The following is a 17,595-nucleotide window of genomic DNA, read 5'->3' as shown; positions in this document are numbered from 1 at the left end:
ATGCAAAACCCCCGCCCACACGGGACCAAAACGCCAATGATGGCAAACTGGAATTCCGCCAAAACTCGACAATACTAGGTCGCGGCAGGACGCCGGTGTCCGCCTTCAACCGAAAGGGAATTTCCGCATGCAAGCTCAAGAACTCGAACTCGATGTAGCGGTTGTCGGCGGGGGGGCTTCAGGCACCTACAGCGCCTGGCGCCTGCAACATGAACAAGGTGAACAGCAACGGATCGGCCTGTTCGAATACAGCGACCGCATCGGCGGCCGGCTGTTCAGCATCAACCTGCCGGGCCTGCCCAACGTGGTCGCGGAAGTCGGCGGCATGCGCTACATCCCCGGCCCCACGGGCCATGTGCTGGTGGACAACCTGGTCAAGCAGTTGCGCCTGCCGAGCAAGGCCTTCCCCATGGGCGCGCCACCACCGGTGGGCTCGCTGAACAACCTGTTCTACCTGCGCGGCAAACGCTTTCGCTATCGCGACTTCAAGGAAGCGCCGCACAAGATCCCCTATGACCTGGCCTGGTCCGAGCGCGGCTTCGGCCCCGAGGACCTGCAGGTCAAGGTAATGAACTACGTGTACCCGGGCTTCGACCAGCTCAGCCTGTGCCAGCAGATGCAGGTCAAGGTGTTCGGCAAGGAGATCTGGAAATACGGCTTCTGGGATTTGCTGTACCGGGTCATGAGCAACGAGGGCTACCAGTTCATGAAGGACGCCGGCGGCTACGACGCCAACGTGGCCAACGCCAGCGCCGTGACTCAGTTGCCGGCCACCGAATACAGCGACGACACCACCTTCCTGACCCTGACCAAGGGCTTCCAGAGCCTGCCCCTGACCCTCGCCGCCAAGTTCGCCAAGCTGCCGGGGCTGCTGCCCGCCAAGCAGCGGGTGCAGATGAACCAGCGCCTGGTGAAAATCAGCTACGCCAAGGACCGCGACTTCCCCTATCGCCTGCATTTCCAGAGCACCGTCACCGAGGATGGCAGTACCCGCGACGCCGAGGGCAGCCAGGTGGTGAAGGCCAAGAAGATCATTCTGGCCATGCCGCGCCGGGCCCTGGAGCTGATCGACGCGCCGCTGTTCGACGATCCCTGGCTCAAGGAAAACCTCGGTTCGGTGCTGATGCAATCCGCGTTCAAGCTGTTTCTGGCCTACGAACAGCCCTGGTGGCGCAGCCTCGGGCTGGTGGCCGGGCGCTCGGTCACCGACCTGCCGGTGCGCCAGGTCTACTACATGGGCACCGAATGCGAGCAACCGGACGGCGAGCCGACCCTCAACTCGTTGCTCATGGCCTCCTACAACGACATCGGCACCGTGCCGTTCTGGAAGGGCCTGGAAGACGGCGCGCCCTTTGTCGGCCATGTGCCGTCCAGCCTCGCCGGGCAGTTGCAAGCCACCGAGGTGGTGCCGCGCAGCGAGTTCCAGGTCAGCGATGAAATGGTCCGGGTGGCGCAGATGCAAGTCACCCAGGTCCACGATCAGGTGGAGTTGCCACGGCCCTATTCGGCGGTCTACCACGCCTGGGACGCCGACCCTTACGGCGGCGGCTGGCACGAATGGAAGGCCAACTACCGCATCGACCAGATCCTCTGCCGCATGCGCCACCCGGTGCCGGACCAGCAGATCCATATCGTCGGCGAGGCCTATTCCATGGGCCAGGGCTGGGTCGAGGGCGCGCTGACCGTGGCCGAGTCGACCCTGCAGGACTTCTTTGGCCTGAAACGCCCCAGCTGGCTGCCCAAGAGCTACGACCTGCTGCCGGTGCCGACCCCGGATGGCTGCGCCCTGCCCGGCAGCGAGCCGCTGCCCTGCCAGGACTGCGGCAAGACCCTGAACGCGGTCACCACCTTTGCCTACGAGGGGATCGAGCATGGCCAGCACTGACAACTTCAGCGTCGCCGACTACCTGCTGACCCGCCTGCAGCAACTGGGCCTGCGCAAGGTGTTTCAGGTACCGGGGGACTACGTCTCGCATTTCATGTCGGCCCTGGACGACTTCGACGGCATCGACGCGGTGGGCGAAATCAATGAAATGGCCGCGGCCTACGCGGCCGACGGTTATGCCCGCTACGCCGGGATCGGCGCGGTCTCGCTGCAATACAGCGTCGGCACCTTCAGTGGCCTGAACGCCATCGCCGGCGCCTACGTCGAACGCAACCCGGTGGTGCTGATCAGCGCCAGCCCCACGGCGCAGAACCGCGAACTGATCTGGTCCCAGGATGTGCTGTTCCACCATTCCACCGGTGATCTGGAGGTGGGCCGCAAGGTCTTCGAGCCGGTGACCGTGGCCAGCCTGATCCTCGACGACAGCCTGCGTGCCCCGGCGCTGATCGACGAGGCGCTGGTCAAGGCCATCAGCGAGCGTCGGCCGATCTACCTGGAGGCCTGGCAGAACGTCTGGGGCGAGCCCTGCCCACCACCGCAGGGTGAACTGCGAGCGCTGCCAGCGCGTTGCGACACGCTGTCGATGAACGCCGCCATCGAGGCCAGCCTGCTGCGCCTGGACGGCGCTCGTTCGCCGCTGATCATGCTGGGCATCGAAATCGCCCGTTATGGCCTGCAGGAGCAGGCGATGCGCCTGATCGAGGCCAGCGGCCTGCCCTTCACCACCACCCTGGAAGCCAAGACCGTGGTCGACGAAAGTCACCCACAGTTCATCGGCACCTACGCCGGCCCCGCCTCGCGGCCCTGGACCCAGGCGTACATGCAGGATGTGGACTGCATCCTGGCCCTGGGGGTGATCTTCACCGACGACTACCTGCAACTGCTGCACGAGGATTTCAGCCGGATCATCCTGGTCAACAGCCAGCTGGCCCGCACCGGCCTGCAGTACTACCCCCACGTGCCGCTGCCGCAGTACCTGCAAAGGCTGCTGGGGGCCATGGGCCTGGACAGCGACTACCCATTGCGCAACCACGTCCCTGAACCGGTGCGCCCGCCCCTGTTGCAACAGGGCCTGGCCGACGATGCCCTGGGCTATGAACTGTTCCTGGAGATTCTCGATGGCTTTGCCCGGCAACAGAACCTGTGGGCCGACAGCAGCCTGATCCTCGGCGAAAGCTCGGCGCTGTATGCCGCCAGCAACATCAACGGCCTGCCCCGGGACAGCTTTGTCGCCGATGCCATCTGGGGCTCCCTGGGCCACGAGACCGGTTGTGCCCTGGGGGTCTACCTGGCCAGCGGTCGACGCCCCATCGTGGTGGCCGGCGACGGCGGCTTCATGATGATCTGCCAGTCGCTGTCGACCCTGGCGCGCAACCGGGTCAACGCCCTGGTGTTCGTCATGAGCAACGAGGTGTATGCCATCGAACAGGCCTTCGTCGACATCAGCGCCTTCGAGCCGGGCGGCCAGTTCGCCCCGTTCGACATCTTGCCCAGCTGGGATTACCCGGCCCTGGCCAAGGGCTTTGGCGCCGAGGGTTTCAAGGTCTCGACCCGCTCCGGGCTGGAACAGTTGCTGCCGCAGTTGCTCAAGCTCAAGGATCGCCCGGCCCTGATCCAGGTGGTGATTCCCCAGCAGGACCTGGCGCCACAGATCAGGCGCCTGGCCAAGCCGGACGGCGAGCTGTTCGTCGCCCGCCACAGCCACGACAACGACTGAACCCCGGCGGTTGCCATTGCACCTTCCGCGGCAGGAGCCGGCTTGCCGGCTCCTGCCGAGCCCGTCCTCAAAGGAGCAACACAGCATGGACGTCCCCTTCCTGCGTTCGACCCTGGCCGCCGGCCTGCTGCTGGCCAGCACCGGCGCCCTGGCCCACACCATGAACCACGGCGCCGATGAGCACGGCGGCGGCTTCACCCCGGTGCCGCCGGACACGCCCTACCTGCAAGTGCTGCACAAATGCGTCAGCCCCCAGGACACCGAAGCCGACCAATTGCTCTCGGGCCTGGGCGGCACCCGTTACCCCCTGGTCAGCCTCAAGCAGCCGGAACAGGTCCAGGCCTTCTACAGCCAGGGCATGGCCCTGCAATACGGCTTCAACTTCTCCGCGGCGATCCGCGCCTTCTACCAGGCCAGCCGTTTCGACGAGGGCTCGGCGATGCCGTATTGGGGCATCGCGCTGTCGGCCAACTCGAACATCAACAGCGTCGCCACCACCGGTTGCAACCAACTGGCCTACCGCTCGGCGCAGATCGCCCTGGAGCACGCCAGCGCCCGGCTCAAGGACAGCGCCGCACAAGCCGCCTTCAGTCAGCGGCAGCTGCAGCGCGAGGTGGACTACGCCAAGGCGCTGCTGAGCCTCTACAGCGAAAAGGACGGCCAGGTCAGCCTCAACGATGAAGGCAACAAGCGCTACGCCGCCGCCATGAAGGCCCTGTCGGAGAACTACTTCGACGACCTCGACGCCGCGACCCTGTACGCCGACGCCCTGCTCAGCCGCGACCCGTGGAAATGGTGGAACGGCACCGAGGCCGTATCCAATGAGGTCAAGCCGACCGACGCCGCCTACGAGGCCCTGCAAGTACTCAATCGGGTACTGGTGCAGGACCAGCAGCACACCGGGGCCAATCACTTCTACATCCATGCCATCGAGGAGTCGCCGTTCCCCGACAGCGGCCTGCCCATGGCCGAGCGCTTTCGCCAGCAGAACCCGGCCATCGGCCATCTGGTGCACATGGCGTCGCACATCTACCAGCGCACCGGTAACAACAACCTGGCCAGCGTGGCCAACTACACCGCGGTCTCGGTGGACCGCGCCTACGCCCACCAGGTACAGCCGCAAAGTCCCTATGCCCTGCACTACCTGGGGCACAACATCCACTTCCTGACCTGGACCCTGTCCATCGAAGGGCGGCAGAACGAATCCTTGAACATGGCCGAGCAACTGGTGGAAAACACTACCCAGTACTCGGCCGTGCCCTTCCTCTGCCAGCAATACCGCGACGAGTTGAAGACCAAGACCGACTATTTCTACGCCGTGCCCTACTACTTCGCCGTGCGCTTCGAGGCCTGGGACGCCCTGGCGCGGATCGAGCCGAAGATCGACGCCGGCCTGGCGAACGTCAACCAGACGTGCAAGGCGGCAAACCCGGATTGGCAGGAGCTGAGCAGGCCCTACAGCCAACTGATGAAGGCCTATGCCCTGGCCTACCGCCAACTGGGGGCCCAGGACCTGACCCGGGACGCGGCCCGCGACGCCCTCAAGGGGTTCTGGCAGGCCGTCGCCAGCTCGCCCCAGCCCCTGACCGGCCAGGGCGCCCTGCAATACGGCAACAACCCGGCGCTGCAATTGCTGCGCATCGCCAACCTGACCCTGTTCAACCGCGCCCAGGCCAGCGCCGCCGGCCCACTGGACCTGGCCGCCCTCAAGAGCCTGGGCAACCAGGTGTTCAACAACGATCAGGGGGGCCTCAACGCCGACCTGCAAGCCCTGACGGGCGATGCCGGGCAGCAACAGATCGCCGCCTGGCGCAAGGCGGTGCAAGTGCAGGACGCCCTGGCCTACAACGAGCCGCCGGACTGGTACTACACCCTGCGCGAGTCCCTGGGTTATGCCTTGCTGGCGCAGAAACGCTACGCCGAGGCGGAACAGGTGTTCCGCGAAGACCTGGCGGGCAATCGCCTCAGCGGCCGCTCCCTCAACGGCCTCAAGCTGAGCCTGGAAAACCAGCCCGACAAGCAGGTGCCGGCGTTGCTCAACGAGCAGTTGCAGACCGCCTGGCGCAACGCCACGGTAAGCCCGGTGCCGAAGCTTTAGGCCTCAGGCAAAAGCAGCCAGGGTCTGGGTCGCAATCACGGACGACCCAGTCCCTGGTCACCTCAGACAACGACTAGGACAGTCCCCGTGGATGCCGCGGCCAGGGCCAGTACCAGCGCACGACCCGAGGCCGCAACAGGCGTTCATAGAGCATCCACAGCATGCCCAGCAACATCAGCGCCACATGCCCCTGCTCCAGCAGCACCGGCAACAGCATCAGCGGCCAGCAAGAGCCTACGCACCACCCCCCGGCGGACAGGCCAAAACCCAGGCAGTCCCTCAAATACCCCAGGCCAAAGGCACAGATCCGCGGCTGCCGGTGGCACTGGTTCAAGCAATGTTGCTTGAACGGCGAGGCCTGCCAGACCAGACACAGCAGCAACACGGCGAAAAACCCCTGCCACACACTCAGGCCAAACCACACCCGGACCGCCACCACCAGCGCCATCAGCATCACCCCCGCCAGGCTCCAGATCGCGCCGAAGCCCAGCACGAACAGGGCAACACCCTGCCAACGCTTGCGCCGCAAGCTACGGTGCCAGACGTAAAGCAAGGGTTGCACCAACAGCAGCGGCAACATGGCAAGCAGCATCAGCCACCAGCCCTGCAACAACTGCTGCGGTGGATTGAACAGCAATGCCTGCTCGATGCCCTGCCAGCCAAGGGCATAACCAGCCAACGGCAGGCTGCCGCAAAACGCCGGAATCGACAGCATCGCCGTCGATCCCAGCAACCACCCCCACCCCACCAGGCTGGTCAGCAGCAACCAGGGCCGCGGGTTTTGCCCCAGTGGTCGCAGCCCGCGTAGCACGCCCCTCAACCGCCCAACCGGGTGAGGCTGACCCGCGCCACCGTGATCTGGTCCTCGGCCAGCACTGCCGCTCTGGAGACCAGGCGGATATTCAGTTGATCCGCCGAAGTGATGCCACCCAGGTGCAAGGCATCGATGATATCGGTGATCTCGAACACCTCGGTGATGCCGTGCCCGCCATGCTCGTGGTCGGTACGACTGGCATCGCTTACCCCGAACAACGACAAGACCCCGGCCCGCAGCTCTGGATGCTGGGCCGGATCGGCATCGGCCGGCAGGTTGACATAGACCTCCAACAACACTGCATCGCTGTTGCCGCGAATGTTTTCCAGGTTGAGGAACACCCGGTCCGGCGGCGTAAGGCTGACTGCGAGCAGGTTCGACTTCAGGCTGTTGAACACCTGTTGCGTGCCCTGCTTGTCCAGTTGCACCGAGGTCTGCACCGAGTGCCCGACTATTTCCAGCGGCGCCCGGTTGGCCCCTATCACCTCTGTTTCCGGCTCCTTGGCCATCAATGCTCCGCTGTGGCTAAAGTTCTGCAATTGATCGGCTGCCAGCCCCAGGCGCTGCAAGCGCTGGTGCAGGCGGTTGCCGCGGCTCTTGGCGGGAGCCGTGGTGTCGTATCGATAGTTGAGCCTGGGCGCCAGGGTATCGAGTACCTCCGCCACCTTGAACTGCCATGGTTCACCATCGACCTGAGGCACGATAAAAGGCCGGCTCAATTTGTCGGGGCCGTTATACCAGTGGGACTTGTCGGGGTTGCTGTGCTCCTCGGGGCTGTCCAGCCAGACCTGCCACAAGCGGTCGATATTGGCATGGTGTAGCCAGAAGATCGGGTCCAGCGCCGCCGTATTGGGGTAGCTCATCAGGCCGCGAACAGTCTGCCGACTGCCATCGGGGGCTATTCGCACCTGATCGAGGCCACCGACTTCGGTATGCACGACGTTGTGCGGGCACGACTCCAGGCCGCCCGTGACACCGCTTCTAAGCAGGGATTTCGCGGTGCCGCCAAAGCCGGGTGGAGTGCCTTCTCTACCGCCCTCGAACTTCGGGTCATCCAGACAGCCGAGGCCTATCAGGTCAGCGTTGAGCACCACGTTGCCATCACCCGAAATGCCAAAACGGTTTTCCACATACAGTGGATTGGGCCCCTCGTTATTGGGAAGGGTCTTGGCAGCAAAGCAGGGAGGCAAATTCAGGGACTGCTGCCCCTCGTTGTAATTCCAATAAGGCAAGGCCCAATCCTTGGGACCGCCCAGTTGGACGACCGCGTCGCGGACAATCTGTTCGAAGGACGCCAGGTAACCGCGATGCCAGGGCAGAAAGAACCAGTTGGAGTGCTGGCATTGGTTCCAGTACAGCAACTGCTCCGATTCCTTCGGTAGCCCCTCACCGACCTTGAGATAGCCGTCCATCGTCCACCACGACTTGGAGAAGCCGTGAATCGCCGCGAGGAATCGCCAACTGGTGCGATCAGTGATCGAGCGCTGACGCAGGACCCCCACCGCTCTGGCATACCACAACAGGGTCGGGTCCCAATCGCCACTCAATTTCCATACATCACGCCGTACATAAACCATGATTTATCTCCCTGAAATGGCTCCGTTGCGGAGGGAGTGCTCGCTCCGCCGGCAACGCTAGATCAGGTGATATCAATCTGCCTGTTTTGCCTTCATAAAAGCAGACCGACGGCAGGCTTTTCAACGCCCGGAAAAACGCAGCCGCGACAGCTGGCGCAGATCCCCTTCCAGGTAGTAGGGGTTGCTCCAACTGTCGTCCACCGCCAGCGGCTGGACCTGCTTGAGGGCCAGCTGCTTGGCGAAGTAGCGGAACCGGTAGTGCTCGTAGAAGCGCAGCAGCTCCAGGCCGTAGCGGTCCGCCAGGTCGGTGTCGCCCCGGATGATCAGGAAGTTCTCGTCGTTGCTCTGGCTGGCGCCGACGCTGAGGTTGTGGCTGCCGCTGATGATCACCGGCGCCTCGCTGGTGAAGTCGGTGACGATGGCCTTGGTGTGCACCAGCAGGTTGCCCTTCTGGCCCTTGAGCCCTTCCTTGAGCCAGCCTTCCAGGCCGTTGTTGAGCAGCGCGGTGGCGGCGAACTCGGCGCTGCGGTCGGCGTGGAAACCAGTGATGCGGCTGGCGGTGTTCTGCAGGCCGTAGCGCAGCACATCGTCGTGGGGCTGGCCGAGCAAGGCATCGAGAATGCTGTCGGGCAAGGCGAAGGCGGTGACGAACAGCAGGTCGCGGCGGGCGCCGTTGATGATGTCGACGAATTCGCTGAGATCGCCCTGACCGCTGCGCGGGGAAAACCCGGCGAACAGCGGCGCCTGCGGCTGCATGGGATTGTTCTGGGTCAGCCATTGACGGGTGGCGCCCACGTCCGCCGGGGTCGCCCAGACCTGTTCGAACACCTCCAGGTAGCGCGCGGCCAGGTCGGCGCGGTCGAGGCTGTGCAGCACATTGGCCTGGCGGTAGACGCCGTTGGCGGTGAAGTTGGTGCTGCCGCAGAGCACCGATTGCGGCTGGCGCTGGCCCGTGGCGTCGAGGCGGCTGAGGACGATGAACTTGTCGTGGAAGATGGCGTGGGTCACCCGCCCGCGTTTACAGTCCTGCGGCAGGTGTTGCAGGCTGGCCTGGTTCAGCGTGGTGTCGGCATCGCCGGGGGCGGCGTGGTACAGCACCCGCACCTGCACGCCACGGTCGAAGGCGGCGTTGACGGCCTCGATGATCGCCTGCAACTGGTACTCGTAGATGGCGATGTCCAGGCTCCAGCTGGCGTCGGTGGCGCGCTGGATAAAGCCCAGCAATTCCTCCAACAGGCCGTTTTCCAGCCACTGCCGGGGCGCGTCCGGCCAGTCCTCGATGGCCAGATTCTTGTTGGCGCTGAGCAGCGCATCGAGCTCGGGAAACTTGCGCGAGAACGCCTGGCTGGCGGCCACTGCACGGTTGAAGATCACCCGCTGCCCCGGAGGCTGGCCGTTGTCGGCGCTGATGCTCAACTCCAGGGCTTCGCCCAGTTGCGGCGCCTCCGGGCTGCCATACACCAGGTGCACCCGGTAGTTGAGGGTGGTGCCGGGGTTGACCGCGTAGTCGGCCCAACGGAATTTCTGCAGCGGTGCCTGATCGCTGGGGGTGGCGTTGTATTGGGGAAAGGTGTGGGCCTTGCCGGGAAAGGTCAGGCTGTTGAACAGAAACAGCCAGGGCTTGCTGCCAGTCTGCTTCTCGATGGCGAACCCCAGCAGGCCCTGGCGCCGCGAAGCGTCCAGGTCCATGGCCAGCAGCACCCCGTTGGTCCCGGCGTAGGCCTTGACCCGAAAATCGTCCTTATCGTTACGCACCAGTACCCGCATGAAGTCACTCCTGTGTTGGCGCAGGCAGTGTAGCCGCTGCCGCAGGCTGCGAACGGGCCCGAAGGGCTCGCCGGGACGGGCGCTGCGTTGTTTTTTGTAAAGGACGGGGGGAGCATTGCGCCGACTGCGTCGGCGATCGCAGCCTCGCGGGCTCGGCAGCGGCTACACAGATGCACCAACGCACAGATACAGAATTACAGGTCGAGGTGCTGGTAGGTGGCGTTGAGCCGCGCCGCCAGTTCCCGGGCCCGGCCCAGGCGGATCGGGCCGCGTTCGATGTCGAGCAGCAAGGTCGGGCAGTTCAGGGGCTGCAACAGCGGCAGGCTTTTCAGCCGGCCATCGGTGATCAGCAGTACACGCTGCTGCTCCGCCGGCAGGCGGCGCTGGCGCTGCTCCAGCCACTGGGTCGCTTCGCTCAGGGCTTGCGGCAAGGGCGTGCCGCCGCCGGCGCCGAGGCCGTCGAGCCAGTGCCACAGGTCCTTGGAGGCCTTCAGGCCCTGCACTTGCCAGTTCGGCGCGCGGCCGCTGGCGGTGAGCAGGGCCAGGCGCGCGCGCTGGCGGTAGGCGTCGTCGAACAGTTGCGCCAGCAGGCCCTTGGCGTCGCTCAGGGCACTGTGGCGACGGGTCGAGGCCGAGGCGTCGACGATCACCAGCCACAGCTCATGGGGCGAACGGCTGCGCAGGCGAAACAGCAGGTCCGCACGCAACCGTGGCCGGCCCTTGAGCAAGGTGCCGGGCCAGTTGATCGAACCGCTGCCGGCTGCGCGACTGGCGCCGTGCCGACCTTGATCCAGGTGCCCCGCCCGGGGCCTGACATCCGCCCCCCGGTCAGTACGGGGGCGGATGCCTAGGACTTTTTTGGCCAGCTCGGCACTTCACGGCGGGCGCCGGTGGGCAAGGCCCGGGCCGGCATTTCACCCCATTGACCCTGGCCTTCGCTGGGGTTGGCGTTGGCGGACGCCGGTGCCTGGGGGCTTGAGCCTGATGACGGCGCGCTGGGCGGCGTCTCCCGCCGCCGGTGGCGCAAGGCGAACTCGGCCACGGCGTCGATATCCTCCTCGGCAATCGCCGGGGCGCCGCGCCAGGCGGCATGGGCGCGGGCCGCGCGCAGCCAGACCAGGTCGGCGCGCAGGCCGTCCACGGCGGCGGCAAAGCAGCGCTCGGTGATCAGCGCCAGGGCCTGGTCGTCCAGCGGGATGTCGGCCAGGGCGGCCCGCGCCCGCTGGCAGCGCTCGCGCAACGCCGCCTGGGGTTCGGCCCACTGGGCGCAGAACCCCTGGGGATCGCTGTCGAAATCCAGCCGGCGGCGAATGATCTGCCCGCGCTGTTCGGGGGCGGGCTGGCCGCTGAGGGCGACGTTGAGGCCGAAGCGGTCCAGCAGTTGCGGACGCAGTTCGCCCTCTTCCGGGTTCATGGTGCCAATCAGCACGAACTTCGCCGAATGGCGATGGGAAATGCCGTCGCGCTCGATCAGGTTGGTGCCGCTGGCGGCCACGTCCAGCAGCAGGTCCACCAGGTGATCGGGCAGCAGGTTGACTTCATCGACGTAGAGCACGCCGCCGTCGGCCTTGGCCAGCACCCCCGGGGAAAACTGCGCACGGCCTTCACCCAGGGCGGCATCCAGGTCCAGGGTGCCCACCAGGCGTTCTTCGCTGGCGCCCAGGGGCAAGGTGACGAACTGCCCGCTGGCCAACAGGTCGGCCAGGCCCCGGGCCAGGGTCGACTTGGCCATGCCTCGTGGGCCTTCGATCAGCACGCCGCCGATCTTCGGGTCGATGGCGGTCAGGCACAGGGCCAGTTTCAGGCCTTCGGCGCCGACCACGGCGGACAGCGGGAAATGGGGGGTGTCGCTCATGTCAGGGTCTCGCTTGGGTCGGGTCGGGGGTGTCCGGGGGGACGCTTTCGCGAGCAAGCTCGCTCCTACAACGGCAATGCCAGCCCTGTAGGAGCGAGCTTGCTCGCGATCGAGTGCGCAGCACTCGCCGCGTCAGGAATCTTCTTCTATATCCAGCAGCAGGTGCTCCAGGGCTTCACGATAATCGCCGGGCTCTTGCCACAAGCCGCGCTGCTGGGCCTCCAGCAGGCGCTCGGTCATGTCGCGCAGGGCGTGGGGATTATGCTGGCGGACGAACTCGCGGGTCGAGTCGTCCAGCAGATAGGCATCGGCCAGCAAGGCGTACTGGTGATCGTCGATCAGCTCGGTGGTGGCGTCGAAGGCGAACAGGTTGTCCAGGGTCGCGGCCATTTCGAAGGCGCCCTTGTAGCCATGGCGCTTGACCCCTTCGATCCACTTCGGATTGGCCGCCCGGGAGCGGATCACCCGGTTCAGTTCTTCCTTGAGGGTGCGGATCTTCGGCAGGTCCGGCTGGCTGTGGTCGCCGTGGTAGCTGGCAGCCTTGGCCCCGCTGAGGCTTTCCACCGCCGCCAGCATGCCGCCCTGGAACTGGTAGTAGTCGTTGGAATCGAGCAGGTCGTGCTCGCGGTTGTCCTGATTCTGTAGCACCGCCTGCACCTGGCTCAGGCGGGTGGCGAACTGCTCGCGGGCGGCGGTGCCCTCATCGCTGCCGCCATAGGCGTAGCCGCCCCAGTTCAGGTAGACCTCGGCCAGGTCTTCGCGGCTCTGCCAAAGGCGACCGTCGATGGCGCCCTGGACCCCGGCGCCATAAGCCCCGGGTTTGGCACCGAAAATCCGCCAGCCGGCCTGACGCGCGGCCGCGTCCTGCTCCAGGCCCGAGGCGATCAAGGCCTCGCGCTCGGCGCGGACCCTGGCCGCCAGCGGATTCATGTCCTCGGGCTCATCGAGGGCCGCCACCGCTTGCACCGCCGCGTCGAACAGGCGGATCAGGTTGGCGAAGGCGTCGCGGAAGAACCCGGACACCCGCAGGGTCACGTCGACCCGTGGCCGGTCCAGCAGGCTCAAGGGCAGGATCTCAAAGTCATCGACCCGCTGGCTGCCGGTGGCCCACACCGGACGCACGCCCATCAGGGCCATGGCCTGGGCGATGTCGTCGCCGCCGGTGCGCATGGTCGCGGTGCCCCACACCGACAGGCCCAGTTGCAGCAGGTGATCGCCGTGGTCCTGCAGGTGGCGTTCGAGGATCAGGTTGGCCGACTGGAAACCGATGCGCCAGGCGGTGGTGGTGGGCAGGTTGCGCACATCCACCGAATAGAAGTTGCGCCCGGTGGGCAGCACGTCCAGACGGCCACGGCTGGGTGCGCCGCTGGGTCCGGCGGGGACAAAACGCCCGTTCAGTGCCTCCAGCAGGCCGTGCATTTCCGCCGGGCCGCAGGCGTCCAGGCGCGGCGCGACCACCTCGCGCAAGCCGTCGATAATGCTCTGCACCGGCTCCCAGCCGGGTTCATCCAACTGCGCCACCGGGCCCTGGAGCGCCGCCTCGATCAACTCGGCGGCATACAGCTCCAGGCGCTCGCGCACGTCGCCGGCGGTGCGCCACAGCGCCTCGCTGATCTGCCGCAACGGTTGCGGGCGGCGCCCGGTCCAGGGTTCGGCCAGGGCGCAATCCAGCGGATCGAAGCCCAGCTCGAAGGCCTTGGCCAAGGCCCGCAGCAGGCTGGCATGGGCGCCCTTGCCATCGCCCCGGGGAATGCGCAGCAGGGCCAGCAGGGTGTCGAGGCGCAGGCGGCCCTCGGGGGATTCGCCGAACACATGCAGACCATCGCGGATCTGCGACTCCTTGAGGTCGCACAGGTAGGTGTCCAGGCGCGGCAGCCAGATCGCCGCATCGGCGTCGCTGTCGAGCGCGCCTTCCAGTTGCAGCTCGCGGTCGATATGGGTTTCGCGCACCAGTTGCAGGATGTCCCGTTGCAGCTCGCGGGCGCGACGTGGGTCCAGCAGTTGGGCTTCGTAGTACTCGTCCGCCAGCAGCTCCAGGTTACGCAGCGGGCCGTAGGTTTCGGCACGGGTCAGCGGCGGCATCAGGTGGTCGATGATCACCGCCTGGGTGCGGCGCTTGGCCTGGGCGCCCTCCCCCGGGTCGTTGACGATGAACGGGTAGATGTTCGGCAGCGGCCCCAGCAGCGCATCCGGCCAGCAGTTTTCCGAGAGGCCGACGCCCTTGCCCGGCAGCCATTCCAGGTTGCCGTGCTTGCCGACGTGGATCAGCGCATGGGCGCCGTAGGCCTGGCGCAGCCAGAAGTAGAACGCCAGGTAGCCGTGGGGCGGCACCAGATCCGGGTCGTGGTAGACCGCGCTGGGGTCCACCTGATAACCCCGGGCCGGCTGGATGCCGACGAAGGTCAGGCCAAAGCGCAGGCCGGCGATCATCATCCGCCCATCGCGGCACATCGGGTCTTGCTGCGGTGCGCCCCAGCGCTGCAGCACCGCCTCGCGGTTGGCCTCGGGCAGGGCCTGGAACATCAGCGCGTAGTCATCCAGGGCCAGGCTTTGCTGGCACGGACGCAGGTCAATGCTGTCCAGGTCGTTGCTGACCCCGCCGAGCAACCGCTGGATCAACTCGGTGCCGCTGGCCGGCAGTTCGGCCGGCAGCGGATAGCCTTCGGCGTGCAGCGCCTTGAGGATGTTCAGCGCCGCCGCCGGGGTGTCCAGGCCGACGCCGTTGCCAATGCGCCCGTCGCGGGTCGGGTAGTTGGCCAACACCAGGGCAATGCGCTTGTGGCCGTTGTCCAGGCGCCCCAGCTCGACCCAGCGCCGGGCCAGTTCGGCGACGAAATCCATGCGCTCGGGCTGGCCGCGGTAGCACACCACGTCCGACTGGCTGCGCTCGCTGCGCCAGGCCAGGTCCTTGAAGCTGATGGGCCGGCTGATGATGCGCCCGTCCAGTTCCGGCAAGGCGATGTGCATGGCCAGGTCTCGCGGGCCCAGGCCCTGCTCGCTGTCGCGCCAGCCGGGCTCGTTGTCCTGGGCGCAGATCGCCTGGATCACCGGAATGTTGCGCCGGAACGGCCGCAGGTGCGGGGCCTCAGGGCTGGACTGGGCAAAGCCGGTGGTATTGAGGATCACCCCGGCCGCGGTTGCATCCAGCCAGTCTTCCACCTGGCTCAGGCAGCCGGGCTCCTTGAGGCTGGCCACGGCGATCGGCAACGGATTGAGCCCTGCCGCCTGCAAACGCTGGCAGAACAGGTCGATAAAGCCGGTGTTGGCCGCTTGCAGGTGGGAGCGGTAGAACAGCAGCGCGGCCACGGCTTGCCCCGGCTGCCAATCAGCCTGCCAGTCGCTGAGAGTGGCCTGGCTTTTGTGTGGGTGATAGATCGCCGTGCGTGGCAGGGTTTGCGGTTCGCTCCAGGGGTAGTCGCGCCCCAGCAGGCCGCTGGCCAGGCAGCGATAGAAATTCAGCGCGTTGTCGCGCCCGCCCTGGCGCAGGAACTGCCACAGGCGATCGCGCTCGACGGGGCCCACGGTGCTCAGGTCGCTGAGTTCCGGGTCCGGGCGGTCGTCCCCCGGCACCAGGATCAACTGCACCCCGCGCAGGGACAGCTCCACCAGCCGCTCGACGCCGTAACGCCAGTAGCCGATGCCGCCGTGCAGGGAAATCAGGATGACCTTGGCGTGGCGCAGCACCTGATCCACATACAGATCCACCGAGGCGTGGTTCTGCACCTGCATCGGGTTGGCCAGGCGAAAGCTCGGGTAATCCTCGGGCAACTGCTCGGCGGCATCGGCCAGCAGCGCCAGGCTGGAATCGCCGCTGCACAGGATCACCAGCTCGGCGGGGGTTTGTCCAAGGTCGGCAATGTTGTCATCCGAGACGAAACCGCCGGGCTGGGTCCTGAGCAGGTGCATGGCTTACACGCTGAGGGCGGCGCGCAGTTGCGCTTCGAGTTGGGCGGCGTCCAGTTCCTGGCCGATCAGCACCAGGCGCGTGGTGCGGGCTTCGTCAGCGCCCCACTTGCGGTCGAAGTGCTTGTCGAAGCGCGTGCCCACGCCCTGGATCAGCAGGCGCATCGGCTTGTTGGGGATCGCGGCAAAGCCCTTGACCCGCAGGATGCCGTGCTTGACCACCAGCTGGGTCAGGGCGTCCAGCAGCAGGCTTTCGTCGGCCTGGGGCAGCTCGATGGAGATGGAGTCGAAGGCGTCGTGATCGTGGTCGTCGTGATCGTCATCGCCGTCGTGGTGATGGTCGTGGTGGCTGTGGCGGCCGTCGATGTGTTCCTCGGAACCGGCGCCCAGGCCCAGCAGCACGTCCAGGGGCAGGCGGCCGCTGCTGGCTTCGATGACTTTCACCGCCGGCGGCAGCTCCTCGGCCACTTCCAGGCGCACCTTGGCCAGGTCTTCGGGGTTGATCAGGTCGGTCTTGTTGAGGATCACCAGGTCGGCGCTGGACAGCTGGTCGGCGAACAGCTCGTGCAGCGGCGATTCGTGGTCCAGGTTGGGGTCGAGCTTGCGCTGGGCGTCCACTTGCTCGGGGAACGCGGCGAAGGTGCCGGCGGCCACGGCCGGGCTGTCGACCACGGTGATCACCGCGTCGACGGTGCAGGCGCTGCGGATTTCCGGCCACTGGAAGGCCTGGACCAGGGGCTTGGGCAGGGCCAGGCCGGAAGTTTCGATAAGGATGTGGTCCAGGTCGCCGCGACGCGCCACCAGTTCGCGCATCACCGGGAAGAACTCTTCCTGCACGGTGCAGCACAGGCAACCGTTGGCCAGCTCGTAGACACGACCGCTGGCCTCTTCCTCGGTGCAGCCGATGGCGCATTGCTTGAGGATCTCGCCGTCGATGCCCAGCTCGCCGAACTCGTTGACGATCACCGCGATGCGCCGGCCCTGGGCGTTGTCCAGCATGTGCCGCAGCAAGGTGGTCTTACCCGAGCCAAGGAAGCCGGTGACGATGGTGACGGGAAGTTTGGCCAGTGTTTTCATCGGATGCCCCTTGGCAAAGGTGGCGGGCATACGGGACGAGAGCCGCAGCGCAGAGGCGCGCGGAGATTTCGCCACCGGATCACCCCGCCCGGTTGTAGTGAGAATCTGGGATCGAGGCAGGTCTCCTGGCTGAGGGCTTGCCAGTCATTGGACTGGCGGTTTCTGCGCCTTCCCGCAGGCGTTGTGGACGCCAATGCAGTGGCCTTGCAGAAATGAAACCCTTCACAGTTGCGGGGGCAGCCGCGGCATCGACCGCGTTCCCTTCTTAGCTTCGACCGCTGGCCGAAGAACCTCGAACGCGCAAGGCTACGCAGAGCGCGGGGGACGGTCAATCGGCAATGCGTCGGCGTCCGCAATTGACGGCCTCGCCCCGCCCGTGATTTGCTACGCGCCTTGTTACGGGTGCCCTTCACAGGGTGAAACGGGAAACCGGTGAATCACGTGCTTAACTAAAAAGCCGTGGCCAGTCCGGTGCTGCCCCCGCAACGGTAAGCGAGCGAAGTGTCAGATCCACTGTGCCACGGCATGGGAAGGTGACACTTTTCGGCACGGTACGACATGAGTCGGCCCCTGCCCCTCGCGAGCCCGGAGACCGGCCCGCAACACTTACATAACAAACCCGCGGTGGGCGGGCGCTGTTGCAAACCCTGCGTGCTCCTCACGCGGGGTTTTCCTGCGCTGCTCCCTGCCGATACTCCAAAAGGGAAGCGCCATGTCGATCATCAGCAGCACCAGCCATTCCGCCAGCAGCACCTCCACCCTGAGCCAACGCCTGGTGGCCGCCATCGGCGCTTCGATCCTCGGCGCCTGCCTGGTGTACTTCGCCGGTTTTTCCCATATCGAAGCGGTGCACAACGCGGCCCACGATACCCGCCACAGCGCTGCCTTCCCTTGCCACTGAG

Annotated in this window: 11 protein-coding genes and 2 riboswitches; of the genes, 4 read left to right on the top strand and 7 right to left on the bottom strand. The window is 66.1% G+C overall.

Annotated elements, in window-relative coordinates; translation table 11 throughout:
• The first annotated feature begins 127 nt into the window (after positions 1-127).
• The 3 genes from GGI48_RS27315 (at position 128) to GGI48_RS27305 (ending at position 5,700) form a co-directional block, all read left to right on the top strand.
• On the top strand, positions 128-1,885 hold the full coding sequence (locus tag GGI48_RS27315; protein WP_179600977.1) for an FAD-dependent oxidoreductase: 1,758 nt from the start codon (positions 128-130) through the stop codon (positions 1,883-1,885).
• Positions 1,872-3,602, top strand: coding sequence for a thiamine pyrophosphate-binding protein (locus GGI48_RS27310; RefSeq protein ID WP_179600975.1), 1,731 nt, complete (start codon positions 1,872-1,874; stop codon positions 3,600-3,602). The genes GGI48_RS27315 and GGI48_RS27310 overlap by 14 nt, the downstream gene beginning before the upstream one ends.
• Positions 3,603-3,687: 85 nt before the next feature.
• Positions 3,688-5,700, top strand: a complete 2,013-nt coding sequence (locus GGI48_RS27305) for a hypothetical protein (RefSeq protein WP_179600973.1) — start codon at positions 3,688-3,690, stop codon at positions 5,698-5,700.
• Positions 5,701-5,773: 73 nt separating this feature from the next.
• On the opposite strand, the gene GGI48_RS27300 is transcribed toward GGI48_RS27305, so the two are convergent.
• The 7 genes from GGI48_RS27300 to cobW all read right to left on the bottom strand — a co-directional run bounded on the left by GGI48_RS27300 (position 5,774) and on the right by cobW (position 16,693).
• Entirely contained in the window at positions 5,774-6,511 is a 738-nt protein-coding gene (locus tag GGI48_RS27300) for a DUF2182 domain-containing protein (RefSeq protein ID WP_179600971.1), read from the bottom strand.
• Positions 6,512-6,516: 5 nt separating this feature from the next.
• Positions 6,517-8,091 (bottom strand): tyrosinase family protein, encoded by a 1,575-nt coding sequence (locus GGI48_RS27295; RefSeq protein WP_179600969.1) that lies wholly within the window; start codon positions 8,089-8,091, stop codon positions 6,517-6,519.
• Between the two features lie 120 nt (positions 8,092-8,211).
• On the bottom strand, positions 8,212-9,858 hold the full coding sequence (locus GGI48_RS27290; RefSeq protein ID WP_179600967.1) for a phospholipase D-like domain-containing protein: 1,647 nt from the start codon (positions 9,856-9,858) through the stop codon (positions 8,212-8,214).
• Positions 9,859-10,052: 194 nt separating this feature from the next.
• Positions 10,053-10,652: a VWA domain-containing protein gene (locus GGI48_RS27285; protein WP_179602148.1), complete on the bottom strand. Its 600-nt coding sequence runs from the start codon at positions 10,650-10,652 to the stop codon at positions 10,053-10,055.
• Between the two features lie 53 nt (positions 10,653-10,705).
• Complete coding sequence (locus tag GGI48_RS27280) at positions 10,706-11,713, bottom strand: ATP-binding protein (protein WP_179600965.1); 1,008 nt, start codon at positions 11,711-11,713, stop codon at positions 10,706-10,708.
• Between the two features lie 132 nt (positions 11,714-11,845).
• Positions 11,846-15,619, bottom strand: a complete 3,774-nt coding sequence (cobN, locus tag GGI48_RS27275; RefSeq protein WP_179600963.1) for a cobaltochelatase subunit CobN — start codon at positions 15,617-15,619, stop codon at positions 11,846-11,848.
• A gap of 3 nt (positions 15,620-15,622) precedes the next feature.
• Positions 15,623-16,693, bottom strand: coding sequence for a cobalamin biosynthesis protein CobW (gene cobW / locus GGI48_RS27270; protein ID WP_179600961.1), 1,071 nt, complete (start codon positions 16,691-16,693; stop codon positions 15,623-15,625).
• Positions 16,694-16,790: 97 nt separating this feature from the next.
• A riboswitch (cobalamin riboswitch) is annotated at positions 16,791-17,003 on the bottom strand.
• A 73-nt stretch (positions 17,004-17,076) separates the two neighbouring features.
• A riboswitch (cobalamin riboswitch) is annotated at positions 17,077-17,309 on the top strand.
• A 96-nt stretch (positions 17,310-17,405) separates the two neighbouring features.
• Between cobW and GGI48_RS27265 the strand changes: the two genes are divergently transcribed.
• Entirely contained in the window at positions 17,406-17,594 is a 189-nt protein-coding gene (locus GGI48_RS27265) for a CbtB-domain containing protein (RefSeq protein ID WP_179600959.1), read from the top strand.
• Position 17,595: the final 1 nt, after the last annotated feature.

It is taken from the genome of Pseudomonas protegens (assembly GCF_013407925.2).
Lineage (GTDB): Bacteria > Pseudomonadota > Gammaproteobacteria > Pseudomonadales > Pseudomonadaceae > Aquipseudomonas > Aquipseudomonas fluorescens_AP.
Note: the sequence above shows the minus strand (reverse complement) of the source record. Positions and strands in the feature narration are given on the sequence as shown.